At 65.0% G+C, this 16,210-nt stretch carries 13 protein-coding genes; 9 read left to right on the top strand and 4 right to left on the bottom strand.

Annotated elements, in window-relative coordinates:
- Nucleotides 1-196 precede the first annotated feature (196 nt).
- The gene (locus tag ACIP0B_RS03240; RefSeq protein ID WP_400829736.1) at nt 197-1,213 is read left to right on the top strand and encodes a sterol desaturase family protein; all 1,017 of its coding nucleotides are present in this window, start codon (nt 197-199) and stop codon (nt 1,211-1,213) included.
- Between the two features lie 54 nt (nt 1,214-1,267).
- Here ACIP0B_RS03240 and ACIP0B_RS03235 read toward each other — a convergent pair whose 3' ends face one another.
- On the bottom strand, nt 1,268-2,143 hold the full coding sequence (locus ACIP0B_RS03235; RefSeq protein ID WP_400829734.1) for a LysR substrate-binding domain-containing protein: 876 nt from the start codon (nt 2,141-2,143) through the stop codon (nt 1,268-1,270).
- Nucleotides 2,144-2,311: 168 nt separating this feature from the next.
- Nucleotides 2,312-3,490 (bottom strand): hypothetical protein, encoded by a 1,179-nt coding sequence (locus ACIP0B_RS03230; RefSeq protein ID WP_400829733.1) that lies wholly within the window; start codon nt 3,488-3,490, stop codon nt 2,312-2,314.
- 183 nt (nt 3,491-3,673) lie between these two features.
- Between ACIP0B_RS03230 and ACIP0B_RS03225 the strand changes: the two genes are divergently transcribed.
- From ACIP0B_RS03225 to ACIP0B_RS03200, 6 genes are all read left to right on the top strand, one after another.
- The gene (locus ACIP0B_RS03225) at nt 3,674-4,606 is read left to right on the top strand and encodes a LysR substrate-binding domain-containing protein (protein ID WP_400829731.1); all 933 of its coding nucleotides are present in this window, start codon (nt 3,674-3,676) and stop codon (nt 4,604-4,606) included.
- A 227-nt stretch (nt 4,607-4,833) separates the two neighbouring features.
- Nucleotides 4,834-6,258, top strand: coding sequence for an aldehyde dehydrogenase (gene aldA, locus ACIP0B_RS03220; RefSeq protein WP_400829785.1), 1,425 nt, complete (start codon nt 4,834-4,836; stop codon nt 6,256-6,258).
- 82 nt (nt 6,259-6,340) lie between these two features.
- Nucleotides 6,341-7,657, top strand: coding sequence for a nitrate/nitrite transporter (locus ACIP0B_RS03215; protein ID WP_400829729.1), 1,317 nt, complete (start codon nt 6,341-6,343; stop codon nt 7,655-7,657).
- A 1-nt stretch (nt 7,658) separates the two neighbouring features.
- Nucleotides 7,659-8,876, top strand: a complete 1,218-nt coding sequence (locus ACIP0B_RS03210; protein ID WP_400829728.1) for a mandelate racemase/muconate lactonizing enzyme family protein — start codon at nt 7,659-7,661, stop codon at nt 8,874-8,876.
- Between the two features lie 99 nt (nt 8,877-8,975).
- Nucleotides 8,976-10,589: a GMC family oxidoreductase gene (locus tag ACIP0B_RS03205; RefSeq protein WP_400829726.1), complete on the top strand. Its 1,614-nt coding sequence runs from the start codon at nt 8,976-8,978 to the stop codon at nt 10,587-10,589.
- Between the two features lie 140 nt (nt 10,590-10,729).
- Nucleotides 10,730-11,335 carry a DUF6338 family protein gene (locus ACIP0B_RS03200; protein ID WP_400829725.1) on the top strand — a complete coding sequence of 202 codons (606 nt, stop codon included), beginning with the start codon at nt 10,730-10,732 and terminating at the stop codon, nt 11,333-11,335.
- Between the two features lie 118 nt (nt 11,336-11,453).
- Here ACIP0B_RS03200 and ACIP0B_RS03195 read toward each other — a convergent pair whose 3' ends face one another.
- On the bottom strand, nt 11,454-12,377 hold the full coding sequence (locus ACIP0B_RS03195) for a LysR substrate-binding domain-containing protein (protein ID WP_400829723.1): 924 nt from the start codon (nt 12,375-12,377) through the stop codon (nt 11,454-11,456).
- Nucleotides 12,378-12,494: 117 nt separating this feature from the next.
- Between ACIP0B_RS03195 and ACIP0B_RS03190 the strand changes: the two genes are divergently transcribed.
- Together ACIP0B_RS03190 and ACIP0B_RS03185 are read left to right on the top strand one after the other, a co-directional pair.
- Nucleotides 12,495-13,862 carry an MFS transporter gene (locus ACIP0B_RS03190; protein WP_400829721.1) on the top strand — a complete coding sequence of 456 codons (1,368 nt, stop codon included), beginning with the start codon at nt 12,495-12,497 and terminating at the stop codon, nt 13,860-13,862.
- 24 nt (nt 13,863-13,886) lie between these two features.
- Nucleotides 13,887-15,161 (top strand): glucarate dehydratase family protein, encoded by a 1,275-nt coding sequence (locus ACIP0B_RS03185; protein WP_400829720.1) that lies wholly within the window; start codon nt 13,887-13,889, stop codon nt 15,159-15,161.
- A gap of 124 nt (nt 15,162-15,285) precedes the next feature.
- Here ACIP0B_RS03185 and ACIP0B_RS03180 read toward each other — a convergent pair whose 3' ends face one another.
- Nucleotides 15,286-16,170, bottom strand: coding sequence for a LysR substrate-binding domain-containing protein (locus ACIP0B_RS03180; protein WP_400829718.1), 885 nt, complete (start codon nt 16,168-16,170; stop codon nt 15,286-15,288).
- Nucleotides 16,171-16,210 lie beyond the last annotated feature (40 nt).

Raw genomic sequence — 16,210 nt, 5'->3', positions numbered from 1 at the left:
AGCGATCGGTTCCGGGCCTGTCCGGCGGACGCGGGCCCTTGAATCGCACGGGGAGGGGCGGGATGCGGGCGATTGAGGCGGGGGGAGTTTTTTGTTTCAACCTATTTAAAAAGTATTAATGCCTTTGATCCGACGCGGCTGCATTTGCGAAACATTGCGATTTACAATGCGCAACCTCTGATGGAGTCCGATCCTCGTGGATGTGCTCGCGCAACTCTTGAATGGCCTCAACCACTTCGTGATCGAGCCGGTCACCGGGCAGTTCCTTGGCCTGTTCGATTTGAACGGCCGCCTCGGCGTGGCGTTTGTGGCGGCGTCCTACCTTGTGGCCTACGGGCTGTTCCGCCACCGGAAACGGCGTGGCCTGACCGGGGCGGGATCGTTCTGGCAGTTCATCGGCGGCGGCCGGGTCCACGGCCACCGTTCGGCCTGGCTGGATTACCGCTACTACTTCATCAAGGCCATCCTGCGGGTCGGGCTGGTGCTGCCGGTCATTGGCCTGGTCGATCCGTACATCCTGCGTTCCGGCGACTATGAGCGCTTCTTCACCCAATTGTGGGGCGCACGGGAGCAGATCCCCGAACACCCGCTGATCGCCGTGGCCTACGGGCTTGGCGTGTTCGTGTTCAGGGACTTCCTGCATTACTGGATTCACCGGGCTTTCCATTCCCGTTACCTGTGGGCGTTCCACAAGGTTCACCATTCGGCGCCGGTGCTGGTGCCGGCCACCGCCAGCCGGATCCACATCGTCGAATCGCTGGTCGAGCGCCTTGTCATCACCGCCGGCCTCGGCGCCTTCGCCGGAGCGGTCTGGTATGCCTGCGGCGGCGAGGTCAGCCGCTATACCCTGTTCGGCGTGACCTGGCTGGTGCTGATCGTCAACAGCCTGGGGGCCAACCTGCGCCACAGCCATGTCTGGCTGTCGTTCGGGCCGACGGTCGAGCATGTGCTCAACAGCCCGGCCCAGCACCAGATCCACCACAGCAGTGCGCCGCGCCACTTCAACAAGAACTTCGCCATCAACCTGTCGCTGTGGGACTGGCTGTTCGGCACGCTGTACGTCACCACCCCGGCACCCGAAACGCTGCGTTTCGGTACGGGGGAGCAGGACGACGGGCGTTACCTGACGCTGTACGGCCTGGTCGTCACGCCGTTTGTCGAGACGGTGCGGCGAATGCTCCCCCCACCGGCCAAGCGCAAGGTTCCGCTTTAGCCGTCCCCTTCGCGGGCCAAGCGAATCGTCGCCTCCGCAAGGGGCATCGGTGCGTCAGGGGTTGCTGACCCTTTCCAGCCAATCGGTGAACAGCTGCACCTTCGACAGGCCCTGCTTGTCGTTCGCCACATCCAGCCAGTAGCCGTAAGGGCCGGTCACCTCGACCGGAGTGATCGGCAGCAGGCTGCCGTTGGCCAGTTCCTTTTCGATCATCTGCCGGTCGATCACCGCCAGCCCGCCGCCCGCCAGTGCGGTGTGGATCACCTGGTCCAGGGTGCTGAACTCGATCCCTTGTCCGGCGTCGATGTCGTCCCGGCCCATGGCCGCCAGCCAGTTTTCCCAGACCTTCAGGCGCTTGCCGTCGTGCAGGATGTGCAGCAGCGGCGCGCTGCACAGCGCCGGCGCTTTGCCTGAGTCGAACAGCTCCGGGCTGGCGACCGCGATGTGCCGTTCCATCACCAGCAACCGGCTCGCGCAGTGGCTGGCCGGCGCGAGCCCGAAACGGATGTGGCAATCGATCTCCGTCAGGCTCTCGTGGCTGGCGTGGTTGGTGACGCTGAGGTTGATGTCCGGGTAGCGCTGACAGAACGCGCGCAGGTGCGGCGACAGCCAGCGGGTGGCCCAGGTCGGCGGCGCGAGCACCCGCAGGCGCTGGCGCAGGTTGGGCACGCGCACGGCTTGCAGGGCGCGCTCGATGTGATCGAAGGCTTCGGCCAGATGGGGTGAGAGACTGCTGCCGGCTTCGGTCAGCGTCAGCCCTTGCGGGGTGCGCACGAACAGGGCGAGACCCAGGTAGTCTTCCAGCTGTTTGATCTGACGGCTGACCGCGCCCTGGGTGACGTTCAAACCCTGTGCGGCTTGGCTGAAACTGCGGTGGCGGGCGACTTCTTCGAACACGCGCAGGGTGTTGAGGGAGGGCAGTTGGCGCATGGAGGCGGGACTCCGGACCGGTCGGTTTGTTTTTGTTTTGAGGTGGGGCCTATCTGACTATCGATGCCTGGCGCAGGCAAGCGTTGTTTGGGCGGACGCCATCGCGGGCCGGCCCGCGATGGCGCATTTGCTCGTGATGGCGTAGTTGAAGGCGCCGCACATCCTGGATCAGAAGTAGTAGCCGACGTTCACGTACAACTGGTTCTCCCACTGGTCCGACCCGCCCGCCCCGAGGCTCTGGGTGTAGCTGCTGCCGCCGATGTACGGGTCGTTCTTGCCGATCAGCCATTCCGCCGCCACCCACAGTTTGCTCACCGAGAACGAACTGCCGAGGATCACCCGCTGGGAGGTCTTGAAGTCGTCGGCGGATTTGTCGAAGGCGCTGTAGTTGGCGTAGAGCTTGACGCCGCTGACCTGATCGAACAGGTACTTGCCGGCCACGTCGTAGCTCAGGTCGGCGACGTACAGGTTGCCGCGGCTGGCGACGTTGTAGGTGCCGTCGTAGCCGCCCAGGGTCACCAGTTCGTCGGTGCCGGCGTTGCGCGGCGACATCTGCTGGCGCGCCGCCTGCAGCTGCACGCCCCACGGGCCGTTCTTGCCCAGGTAGTGCACGGCCACGGCGTTGCGCCGGCCATCGTTGTCGGTGTCCTTGTTCTCCAGGGTCGAGGTCAGGCCGGAGAGACCGACTTCGGATTTCCAGGGGCCCAGGTCGAACGCCCGGGCCACCCGCAGCACCACGGTGTTGCGTTCCTGGTTGTCGCTGCCGTCGGCCACGTAGCTGTCGGCGCCGGAGACCACGCTGGAATAGGTGACGCCCTTGCTGGTGCCTTTGCCTTGCCACGCCGGACGCAGGTAGTAGCCGGCCTGGACGTTCCAGTCGCCGGATTGCTGGATGTACTTGGCGCCGACCTGCTGCACGTCCTCCAGGCCGATGACGTTGCCCAGGGTTTCGTAGAAGGTGCTGCCGAAGTACGGCTGCAGGCCGAACGGCACGGTGTTCAGGCCCACCTGCACCTGCTGGTCGGGATTGAACTTGTAGCCGGCCCAGGCGAACTTGGCGAACCGGATGTCGCCGTAGTCCTTGGTGTACCGGTAGGGGTAGGAGCGACCGTAGAAACGGTACTGGGCCTCGCCGATCCAGGTGTCGGAATTGTATTTGGCGCTGAGGAATACGGTGTCCAGGCCGAAGGTCTGGATGTCGCGGTCCGGATCCACGTCCCAGCGGGCGCGGACGGCGCCGCCCAGGTCGAGGTTGTCGGTGACCTGCACCGCCATCGCCGGGGTGGCGATGCAGCAGAACAGGGCGATGGACGTCGTGCGCAAGCGCGAAGATGCAGGGAAGGGCATAGAGCGGCTCTCGATTGTTCTTATTGGAGTGCCGCGCAGTCTTGCGATCCGCCGGGGGTTGAACAAACGATAAAAACGGCGGGGAAACCTGCGTCGAACGCATGTTAGTCGGAAAATCCTGTAGGACAATTCGTCAAAGTCATGGGAAGCTTTACGCCTTGTCAGTGGTTTCGAGTGCCTTCCATGAAACGCAAAATGCCCGGCCTGAACGCGCTCAAGGCGTTCGAAGTGGCCGGGAGCACCGGCAGCTTCACCCGTGCCGCCGAGTTGCTCAACGTCACCCAGAGCGCCGTCAGCCGGCAGGTTCGGCAGCTTGAGGAACAGCTCGGCGAAAGCCTGCTGGAGCGCCGCCACCATCACCTGGAACTGACCGGGGCCGGGCGGATCCTGCTGCGGGCGCTGCACCAGTCGTTCGACAAGATCGAGCTGACGGTGCGCAGCATCCAGCAGAGGACCCATTCCAACCGTTTGCACATCAACGCGCCGCCGACCTTCACCCGCCGCTGGCTGATGCCGCGCCTGGGGCGCCTGCGCGAAATGCACCCGGAGCTGGAGCTGAGCATCACCACCCGCCTGCAGGACAGCCTGGCGGAGACCAGCACCCTCGATTGCGCGATCCGTTTCGGCGATGGCGAGTGGGACGGGCTCGACAGCTCGTTGCTGATCCAGGAGCGGCACATCGCCGTGTGCGCGCCGTCACTGTATGCCCGCGAGGGCGGCGAGCAGGGCATCGACCTCAATCGCCTGACCCTGCTGCACGTGCTGGCCAAAGAGGACCAGCGCTACCTGACCTGGAAGCACTGGCTCGACGCGGCGCGCATCAGCGGCGTCGATACCCAGGGCGGCTATGAGTTCGACCTGCTGGACCTGGCGATCCGCGCGGCCACCGACGGCCTGGGCATCACCATCGCCGACTGGCACATGGTCGCGGCGGAACTGGCCAGCGGACAGCTGACCCAGGTGCTCAACGTGCACGTGGAGGGGCATCAGTCCTATTGGCTGGTGACCCGCCCGGAGCAGACGCACACGCCGCAACTGCAGATGTTCAGCCAATGGCTGCAGGAGGAAATCTGGCTGGCGCAGCGGCAGCTGGAGCCTTCCACCGCCGCCATCTGATCAGCCTGGCCTTCACCAGCCTCCCTGTGGGAGCCAGCCTGCTGGCGAAAGCGTCAGCCCAGACTCCACAGGGCAACCTGGCCAGTCATCGCCCAAAGTGCCCGTTGCACTCCAGACCGGGTAACGTTCGTTTTTCGCATGTTTGTCCGCCCGATAAGTCGTTTGTCCATGGCCGGCAAGGCGGCAAGACTGGCGCCATCGATAAAAACAAACGATGGGCGATGCACATGCGAGTCGAGCGAAATTTTGTCAACGGCCACTTCACCGAACCGGCCAGCGCCGCGCGGATTGCGATCCATAACCCGGCCACCGAAGCGCTGATCGGCCAGGTCTCGGCCGCCACCGCCGAAGAGGCCACCGCTGCCGTGGAGGCCGCCGCCGCCGCGCAGAAAACCTGGGGCAAGCTCACCGCCATCGAGCGCGCCGAACACCTGAGGGCCTTCGCCGCCGCCCTGGAAGACCGTGCCGAGGCCATCGGCGCCGCCCTGGCCGCCGAGTCCGGCAAAAGCCTGGCCGACGCGAGCAACGAAGCCCGTTACGCCGCGCAGATCACCCGCTACCACGCCGAGTGGGCGCGCCGCATCGAAGGCGAGATCATTCCCAGCGACAGCCCGGACGAAAACCTGTTCCTGCACCGCGAACCCATTGGTGTGGTCGCCTGCCTGATCCCGTTCAACTACCCGGTCTACACCTTGCTGCGCAAGGTCGCTCCGGCGCTGATCGCCGGCAACACCGTGGTGGTGCGCCCGAGCAACAACACCCCGACCTCGGCGTTCGAGATCGCCCGGGCCGTGCAGCAGTCGGGCATGCCCGCCGGCGTCATCAACATTCTGACCATGGATCACGCCACGGCGGCCGCGGTCTGTACGCACGAGGCCGTGGGGCTGATTACCCTGACCGGCAGCGTCAACGCCGGGCGGATCGTTCTCGACTACTGCAAGGCCAACATCGCCAAACCTTCGCTGGAACTGGGCGGCAAGACGCCGGCGATCATCGAGGCCGACGCCGATCTGGAAGCCGCCGCGACCGCCATCATCGGCTCCAAGACCACCCACTGCGGCCAGCTGTGCACGGCGGTGGAGCGGGTCTACGTGCAGGAAAGCGTGCACGACCGCTTCCTGGCGTTGCTCAAGGCGAAAATCGCTGCGGTGAAGTTCGGCGACCGCGCCACCGACGCCAGCCTGATGGGGCCGCTGGCCAATGCCAGCTCGCAGAAGAACATCCACGCCATGGTCGAGCGCGCCGTCGCCGACGGCGCCGTGCTCGAAAGCGGCGGCGTGCTGCCTGAGGGGCCTGGGCATTTCTACCCGCCGACCCTGCTCAGCGGCTGCCGCCAGGACATGGAAATCGTCCAGGAGGAAATCTTCGGCCCGGTGCTGCCGGTGCTCAAATACCGCGACATCGACGAAGCCCTGGCCCTGGCCAACGATCACCAGTTCGGCCTGTCGTCGGTGCTCTACACCGAGAACTACCGCACCGCGCAGAAAGTCGCCAACGCCATCGAGGCCGGCGAGCTGTACGTCAACCGCACCCCGGCCGACCCGTACCAGGGCTACCACGCCGGCTGGAAACGCTCGGGCCTGGGCGGCGACGACGGCAAGCACGGGATGCTCGAATTCACCCAGACCCGTCTGGTGGTCATGAAGTACTGATTCGCCGCGACACGCCTCACGCTACACCTATAAAAACAATTATCAGGGGCGCCCGGACACCGGGTCGCCCGAGGTCTCATCCATGTCCAAGCCTGCATCCTCCGCTGCTGTCCAGGGCTCCACTTCGGCTTCGCAAAGCCGCAGCGACAAGGGAAGTCGCTATGTCCAACTGATGTTGCTGGTGCTGGCCGCCGGCGCGATCTATCCGATCCTGTACCTGCGTCAGGTCTACCAGACCACCATGCTCGAAGTGTTCCAGATCAGCCACAGCGAACTGGGCTACCTGTACTCGATGCTCGGCACGATTTTCCTGCTCAGCTACCTGCCCAGCGGTTGGCTGGCCGACCGCATCGCACCGCGTTTCCTGATCTTCTTTTCGCTGGTCGCGACCGGCGCGCTGGGGCTGTGGTACTCCACGGCGCCGTCGATGACCGGCCTGATGATCATCTTCGGCTGCTGGGGCCTGACCACCGGCCTGACGTTCTGGGCGTCGGTGCTCAAGCGGGTCAAGATGATCGCCCACCACTCCGAGCAGGGCCGCTTCTTCGGCATCCTCGACGGCGGCCGCGGGCTGGTCGAGGCGCTGCTGGCGACGGTGGCCCTGGGCCTGTTCGCCTACGCCACCGAAACCCGCGGCGAATCCACCGCCGAAGGCTTCCGCCATGTGGTCTACCTCTACGCCTTCACCTGTATCGCGCTGGGCTGTGTGCTGGTGCTGATCAAGGATCCGAAGTCGATGGAGGACACGCCGGCGGTGGAGAAGGGCAAGTTCAACCTGCTGGCCGACCTGGCCACGCTGGTGAAGATCCCCGAACTGTGGCTGGTCACCGCCATCGTGTTCTGCGGCTATCACATCTTCTGGGCCACCTACAGTTTCTCGGATTACCTGCAAGGGGGCGGCATGACCGCCGTGATGGCTGGCACCATCACCACCATCAAGCTGTGGATGCGCCCGGTGGGCGGCATCGGCGGCGGCTGGCTGGGCGACAAGTTCTCCAACGTCTCGGTGCTGACCGTGGCGCTGCTGCTGGCCTCGCTGGCGATGGTCGGACTGATCGTGTTCCCGGCGCTCAACAGCATGGGCCTGCTGATCGGCACGGTGATCTTCATCGGCCTGATGACCTACGCGATCCGTGGCCTGTACTGGGCGATCCTCGACAGCTGCGACATCCCGCTGCGCATCACCGGCCTGGCCATCGGCATCGTCTCGGTGGTGGGCTACATGCCGGATGCCTTCATTCCGCTGATCAACGGCTACCTCACCGAACAGTATCCGGGTGCGCTCGGCTACAAGCTCTACTTCGGCTACATCGCCGGCGTCGGCCTGATCGGCACATGCGCCGCGCTGACCCTGCGCGCCCGGATCAATCGCAAATCCTCGAACAAGGCAGGTGCCTGAGATGAAAATCGTCGCCCTTGAAACCCACATCGTCGCCGTACCGCCACCGCACATCGGCGGCATGTACTGGCTGTTCGTCAAGCTCAGGACCGCGTGCGGCATCGAAGGCGTCGGCGAGATCTACGCCGCCACCTTCGGCCCCAAGGCCATGCTGCCGATCATCGAGGACGTGTTCGAACGCTACCTGCTCGACCAGGATCCGCACCGCATCGAACGCTTCTTCCGCCAGGCCTATTCGAGCGGGTTCACCCAGCGGCCCGACCTGACCATGATGGGCGTGGTCAGCGGCCTGGAAATGGCCTGCTGGGACATCATCGGCAAGGCCGCGAACAAGCCGGTCTACGAACTGCTGGGCGGCAAGGTGCACGAGCGCCTGCGTTCCTACACCTACCTGTACCCGCTCAACAGCCGCGGCGAATACGACTACGACGATCCGGACCTGGCCGCCGAATGCGCGGTGCAGAACATGCAGAAGGGCTTCACCGCCGTGAAGTTCGATCCGGCCGGCCCGTACACCGCGTACTCCGGGCACCAGATCTCGCTGGAGGTGCTGGAGCGCTGCGAAACCTTCTGCCGCAAGATCCGTGAGGCGGTGGGCAACCAGTGCGACCTGCTGTTCGGCACCCACGGGCAAATGGTGCCGTCTTCGGCGATCCGCCTGGCCAAGCGCCTTGAGAAGTACGACCCGCTGTGGTTCGAGGAGCCGGTGCCGCCGGGCCAGGAAGAGGCCATGGCGCAGGTCGCGGCCAAGACCAGCATTCCGATCGCTACCGGCGAGCGCCTGACCACCAAGTACGAGTTCTTCAAGCTGCTGCAGGCCGGCGGGGCGTCGATCCTGCAGATGAACGTGGGGCGCTGCGGCGGCCTGCTCGAAGGCAAGAAGATCGCCAGCATGGCCGAAGCGCATTACGCGCAGATCGCGCCGCACCTGTACAACGGCCCGATCGGCGCGGCGGCGAGCTTCCAGTTGGCGGCCTGCACGCCGAACTTCCTGATCCAGGAAAGCATCGAGACCTGGGGCGGCTTCCACGCCGAAGTCCTGAAGAAACCGTTGCAGTGGGAGGACGGCTACATCATCCCGTCCACCGAGCCGGGCCTGGGGGTGGAGCTGGACATGGACGTGGTGCGCAGGCATTCGCCGTACACCGGAGAGCGCCTGCACCTGCAGATGGCCCCGACCCCGGCCGACGTGAAAGACACCTCGCCGGCCAAGGGCTGACAGGGCCGATGCTGTCCTGCGGGAGCCCGCCTGTTGGCTCCCGCAGAGCACCGCATTGCCCATTCGATTTTCGTACAACGACTGACGCGGTAACCGTGCATGACATACGACTACATCATCGCTGGCGCAGGCGCCGCCGGCTGCGTGCTGGCCAACCGGCTCTCGGCCTCGGGCGAACACTCGGTGCTGCTGCTGGAGGCGGGCGGCAAGGACAGTTCGCCGTGGTTCAAGATCCCGGTCGGCTTCGCCAAAATGTATTACAACCCGACGTTCAACTGGATGTACTACAGCCAGCCGCAGAAACAGCTCGGCAACCGTGAGATCTACGCCCCGCGCGGAAAGGTGCAGGGCGGATCGGGTTCGATCAACGCGATGATCTACGTGCGCGGCCAGGCCCATGACTTCGACGACTGGGCCGCCAACGGCAACGACGGCTGGGGCTTCAAGGACGTGCTGCCGTACTTTCGCAAGCTGGAGAACCATCCGCTGGGCGACAGCGAGTACCACGGCGGCAGCGGCCCGATCAGCATCACCCCGATGGCGGGCCAGACCCACCCGATCTGCGACGTGTTCCTCAAGGGCTGCGATGAGCTGGGCTATCCGCGCAGCGACGACTTCAACGGGCCGACGTTCGAGGGCGCCGGCATCTACGACGTCAACACGCGCAACGGCCAGCGCTGCTCCAGCAGCTTCGCGCACCTGCACCCGGCGCTGGGCCGGCCGAACCTGAGCGTGGAGCATTACGCGCTGGTCGACCGTGTGCTGTTCGACGACAGCGCGCAGCGCGCCACCGGCATCGCCATCACCCAGCACGGCGTGACGCGCACGTTCACCGCACGCAAGGAAGTCATCCTGTGCGCCGGGGCGGTCGATACGCCGAAGATCCTGCAACTGTCCGGCGTGGCGGACCGCTCCTTGCTGGCCAAGCACCGGATTCCGGTGGTCAAGCACCTGCCGGCGGTGGGGCGCAACCTGCAGGACCACCTGTGCGTGAGCTATTACTACAAGGCCAACATCCCGACGCTGAATGATGAGCTCAGCTCGCTGTTCGGCCAGCTCAAGCTCGGCATCCGGTACTTGTTCACCCGCAAGGGCGCGCTGGCGATGAGCGTCAACCAGGCCGGCGGCTTCTTCCGCGGCGACGTGCAGCAGGCGCATCCGAACCTGCAGCTGTACTTCAACCCGCTGTCGTACCAGATCCCGAAGAACAACAAGGCCAGCCTCAAGCCCGAACCGTATTCAGGCTTCCTGCTGTGCTTCAACCCGTGCCGGCCCACCAGCCGCGGGCACATCGAGATCGCCTCGAAGAACCCGCGTGACGCCGCGCTGATCGACCCCAACTACCTGAGCACGCAGAAGGACATCGATGAGGTGATCCAGGGCAGTCGCCTGATGCGCAAGATCATGGGCGCGCCTGCGCTCAAAGGCATCACGGTCGACGAAGTCCTGCCGGGGCCGGCGGTGGAGAGCGACGAGCAGATGCTGCAGTACTTTCGCGACAACTGCGGCTCGATCTACCACTTGTGCGGCTCGTGCGCGATGGGGGCGGACGAGCAGGTCTCGGTGGTCGACAAGCGGCTCAAGGTGCATGGCCTGCAAGGGCTGCGGATCGTCGATGCGTCGGTCTTCCCCAACGTGACGTCGGGCAACACCCACGCGGCGGTGCTGATGGTGGCGGAGAAGGGGGCGGACCTGATCCTGCAGGATGCGTAGGCCCGGCGCCTGCGCAATGAGATGTGACACTTGGCCCGGGGCGGTTTCGCTGCCTGGGCTAGGCTTCGGATGCCGGCTCCTGTGGGGGCCGGCATCGTCATTGAGGGAGGTCTGTTTTCTGTTTTGAGGAGCCGCGGGTCATGGATGATCTGGTGAAGGAAGTGATTCCGTTGTTGCAGTACCTGATCCCTGGGTTCGTCTCGACCTGGGTGTTCTACACCCTCACGGCGTTCAGGCGGCCCGATACGTTCGGGCAGATCGTGCAGGCGCTGATTTTCACGTTTGTGATTCACGGCGTGGTGATGGGGATTGGCGCCGTCTGCCGGTGGGTGGGGGTGTGGGGTTTTTCCGTAGGAAAATGGGATGGCGGGGCGCAGGCGTTCTGGGCGTTTGCCGTGTCGCTGGTGCTTGGGTTGTTCGCCTGTTGCCTGGCCACCAATGACCGGTTGCACGGTTGGCTGCGCAGCAGAAACGTGACGAAACAATCTTCTTACCCGAGTGAATGGTTCAGTGCCTTCGCGCAGTACGATCGGGTACTGACCCTGCATTTGACGGACGAAAGGCGCGTTCTAGGCTGGCCTGTCGAGTGGCCGCCGGAGTCGACCCGTGGACAGTTCCTTATGAAGTATCCGCGCTGGCTCAGGGATGATGGCAAGCTGGAGCCTGTCGGTGCCGAATTTTTGCTGATAGATTCCGCGAAGGTTAAATGGGTTGAATTCAACCCGGTATCAGAGGGTTCACTATGACCGCCAGAGCACCGCAACCGATGCCAGAGCACTTGGAGCGCCTTTTCGTGGGGCCGGACGGGAAGCTGTTGGAAACGCCTTTGATCAAGGGCGCGAAGGCACCGCCGCCACCCAAGTATTATCCGTTTCCGTGCAGGCCTGCCTGACCCCAACCGTCCTTCACCGCCCGGCGAATGCCCTCCAGCAGCATCGCAAACGCCGGGTTGTCGTTGTTCTCCCGCCAGATCAGGTGCAGCTCGCTCTGCACCCCGTCACCCAGGTCGATCTCGCGGAACACCACATTCCTGAACACCACGCTGGTGGCGCAACGCGGCACCAGGGCCAGGCCCATGCCGGCGTTGACCAGGGCCAGGATGGTCAGCGAAGACCCCAGCCATTGCACGTAGTCCGGGGCGACCCGGGCCGAGCGCAGGGTGCCGGTCAGCAGTTCGTTGAACGGCGGGTAGGCGGCGTGGGAGTACATCAGGAACGGCTGGCCGTCGAGGTCGCTGACTGACACCTCAGCCGCCTCCGCCAGGCGATGGCCGCTCGGCACGGCCAGCACGAACGGTTCGCGCACCAGGCATTCGGTGGCGTAGCCCGGCTCCAGCAGCGGCGCGCGGACGATGCCGAGGTCGATGCGCCGGGCCCGCAGCGCTTCGTGCTGCTGGTAGGTGTTCATTTCCGTCAGGTCGATTTTCACCTGGGGCTGGTTCAGCCGCGCCTCGGCGATGACCTTGGGCAAAAACTCATACACGGCGCTGCCGACGAAACTGATGTTGACCGACCCGATGTCGCCCTCGGCGAACCGTCGGGCGGTGACGGCCGCCTGCTGGGCGCGCTCCAGCAGGTTCTGCGCCTCGATGAAGAAGGCCCGGCCGGCGGCGGTGAGCGCCACGCTGCGGGTGTTGCGGGTGAACAGTTCGACGCCCAGGTGATGCTCCAGCAGTTGGATCTGCCGGCTCAGCGGCGGCTGGGTCATGTTCAGCCGTTCGGCGGCGCGGCGGAAATTCAGTTCGGTGGCGACGGTGGTGAAGCAGCGCAGCTGGGTGAGTTCGAACATTGATCCAATCCGGGTATCAATCAAGTGCCAAGTTAGATTAGACGGGATCAATACCGGCGTCCATGATCGGCCTGTGCCTCAAGCTTCCCTAAAAAAACAATGATCGGGAGTCGCCCCTTGAATACCCTCCAGAGTCCGCCGGACATCGCCGTCCTCGCCCGGGCCGCCGCCAAGGTCAAGCGCCATGTGCTGCCGCTGTTCGTGGTGATGTTCATCGTCAACTACATCGACCGGGTCAACATCGGCTTCGTGCGCAGCCACCTGGAAACCGACCTGGGCATCGGCGCGGCCGCCTACGGACTGGGCGCCGGGCTGTTCTTCATCGGCTACGCCCTGTTCGAAGTGCCGTCCAACATGCTCCTGCAGCGCTACGGCGCCCGCGCCTGGCTGACGCGGATCATGTTCACCTGGGGCGCCGCCGCCATGGCCATGGCGTTCGTGCAGGGCGAGATCAGTTTCTACGTGCTGCGCTTCATTCTCGGCGCCGCCGAGGCCGGGTTCTTTCCGGGGATCATCTACTACTTCACCCAGTGGCTGCCGGCGTCCGAGCGGGGCAAGACCATGGCGGTGTTCCTCAGCGGTTCGGCGATCGCGTCGGTGGTTTCCGGGCCGGTGTCCGGGGCGCTGCTGCACATCGGCGGGATGGGCCTGCACGGCTGGCAGTGGATGTTCCTCATCGAGGGTGCCGCGTCGGTGGTGCTCTGCGGGTTCGTCTGGTTCTGGCTGCAATCGCACCCGCGCCAGGCCCGGTGGCTGAGCGAGGAGGAGCGCGAAGCGCTGGTGGCGGCGATCGCCGACGAGCAGCGGGCCCGGGAAGCGGCCCAGGCGGTCAAGCCGTCGGTGTTCAAGCTGTTGGCGGACCGGCAGATCGCGCTGTTCTGCTTCATCTATTTCTCCATCGCCCTGACCATCTACGGCGCGACCTTCTGGCTGCCGAGCATGATCAAGAAGATGGGCAACCTCGGCGACTTCCAGGTCGGCCTGCTCAATTCGATCCCGTGGATCATCTCCATCGCGGCGATGTACGGCTTCGCCGCGTTGGCCGGCAAATGGAAATTCCAGCAGGCCTGGGTGGCGTTGACCCTGGTGATCGCCGCGGTCGGCATGTTCATGTCCACCACCGGCGGGCCGGTGTTCGCCTTCGTCGCCATCTGCTTTGCCGCCATCGGTTTCAAGGCGGCGTCGGCACTGTTCTGGCCGATTCCGCAGAGTTACCTGGATGCGCGCATCGCGGCGGCGGTGATCGCGCTGATCAACTCCATCGGCAACCTGGGCGGCTTCGTTGCGCCGACCGCCTTCGGTTTCCTCGAACAGACCACCGGTTCCATCGAGGGCGGCCTGTACGGCCTGGCCGCCACTTCGCTGGTGGCGGCGGTGGTGATCTTCTTCGCCCGCATGGCGCCCGGCGCCAAGGGCCAAACCCCGGCAAAGCCCGGCCGTGAGACCGCCGTCGCGACGGCGGCGAAAACGGCTGCCAGCCACTGATTCCGATCCAGCAGGAGCGTTCCCTTGAAAATCACCCGCGTGACCGTCACCCCGATTGCCTTCCGGGATCCGCCGCTGCTCAACGCCAGCGGCATCCACGAACCCTTCGCGCTGCGTTCGATCATCGAGATCGAGAGCGACAACGGCTACATCGGCCTGGGCGAAAGCTACGGCGACGCCCCGGCGCTGGCGATCCAGCAGCAGTTGCAGGCGCAACTGATCGGCCTCGACCCGTTCAATCTCAACCAACTGCGCCGCATCGTGCAGGCCACCGTCGCCGCGAACAAACCCGCCAGCGTGGCCGGCGCCGAACTGGCCCCCGGTTCCCACGCCAGCAAAGCGGTGAGCAACGCCTATTCGGCGTTCGAAGTGGCGTTTCTCGACTTGCAGGCGCGCTACCTGAACGTGCCGTTGGTGGACCTGCTGGGCGGTGCGCTGCGCGATGAAGTGCCGTTCAGCGCCTACCTGTTCTTCAAGTACGCGCAGCACGTGGATTCGCCCTACAAGCCGGACAACTGGGGCGAGGCGCTGAGCGAACAGCAGATCGTCGCCCAGGCGGCGCGGATGATCGAGGCCTACGGTTTCAAGAGCATCAAGCTCAAGGCCGGCACCTTGCCGCCGGAGCATGAGGTGGCGTGCATCAAGGCGCTGAAGAAGGCGTTTCCCGGTCTGCCGCTGCGCATCGACCCCAACGGCAACTGGTCGCTGGAAACGTCCATCCGCATGGCCGAACTGCTCGGCGACGACTTGCAGTACTACGAGGATCCGACTCCGGGCCTCGACGGCATGGCCGAGCTGCACAAGCGCACCGGCCTGCCGTTGGCGACCAACATGGTGGTCACCGATTTCGATGAGTTCCGCCGCAGCGTCGAGCAGAACAGCGTGCAGATCGTGCTCGCCGACCACCATTACTGGGGCGGCCTGCGCGACACCCAGACCCTGGCGAAAATGTGCGACACCTTCGGCCTCGGCGTGTCGATGCACTCCAACTCGCACTTGGGCATCAGCCTGATGGCCATGGCCCATGTGGCCGCATCGGTGCCGAACCTGGATTACGCCTGCGACACTCACTATCCATGGCAAGAGCCGGACGAGGAGGTGATCAAGGGCGGCAAGCTGCCGATCGTCGACGGCTGCGTGAAGATCACCCGCGCGGCGGGCTTGGGCGTCGAGCTGGATTACGCGCAACTGGACAAGCTGCATGACCAGTACCTGACCTGCGGGATCCGCCAGCGTGACGATGTGCGGCAAATGCAGCGTTACAAACCGGACTGGAAAGCGGTCAAGCCGAGGTTCTGAGGCCGCTTGGCCCAGCCTCTTCGCCAGCAGGCTGGCTCCCACAGAGGATTTCGGGTGAATGCAGGGGTTGGGGACACTGCACAACCCTGTGGGAGCGGGCTTGCCCGCGAAGGCGGTTCCAGGTTCAGAGCGTCTGCACCAGCCAGTCCCGGAACGCCTTCAGCGACGGCAGCGATTCGTTGCGTGCCGGGTACACCAGGTAATAGCTGCGGCGGCTGGTGATCGGTTCGCCCAGTTGCAGCAGCTCGCCGTTCTGCAGTTCGTCCTCCACCAGGATCCTGGGCACCAGGCCGACGCCGATGTTGGCGCGCACGGCCTGGATCAGGTGCGAGGTCATTTCGAAGCTCGGGCCGATGCGCATGCGGCGGTGGGGCAGGGCGTGGTGGCTGAACCATTCGGCCCAGGCCTGGGCGTTGCTGCTGACATTGAGCAGCAGTTGGTCGGCGATCTGCCGCTCGGCGGCCTGGCGTTCGGTTTCGGACAGTTGCGCGCTGGCGATGGCCACCAGTTCCTCGGTGTGCAGGCGATGGGCCGTCAGGCCCGGCCAGTCGCCGCCGCCGACGCAGATCGCGGCGTCGATCTCGCTGGTGTCGAAGTCGATGGCTTCGATGCGCGAATGCAGGTGCACGGTCATGCCGGGGTGGGCGGTGTAGAAGTCCTTCAGGCGCGGCAGCAGCCATTTCGAGCCGAAGGTCGGCAGCGTCGCCAGCCGCAGGCTGTGGATGCCGGAGCCGAACGCCATGGCCTGCAGGGTGGCGCTGCGGATCTGGCCGAGGGCTTCGGCCAGTTCGCGCTGGTACATGCGCCCGACGTCGGTGAGGATCACCCGCCGGCCCTCGCGGGTGAACAGGCGCATGCCGAGCATCTTCTCCAGGATCTGCACCTGACGGCTGACCGCGCTCTGGGTCAGCGACAGCTCGTGGGCGGCGCGGGTGTAGCTTTCATGGCGGGCGGCGGCCTCAAAGGCCAGCAGCAACGACATCGAGGGGGTGAGGGTTCGCGGATTCATTCGTTTTAGTCATTAAAGTCGGGTCGAATTTACGTTTGTC

Source organism: Pseudomonas sp. NPDC089534 (genome assembly GCF_044749305.1).
GTDB lineage: Bacteria > Pseudomonadota > Gammaproteobacteria > Pseudomonadales > Pseudomonadaceae > Aquipseudomonas > Aquipseudomonas ekonensis.
The sequence above is the reverse complement of the archived record's forward strand: the minus strand, read 5'-3'. Positions and strand labels throughout refer to the sequence as shown.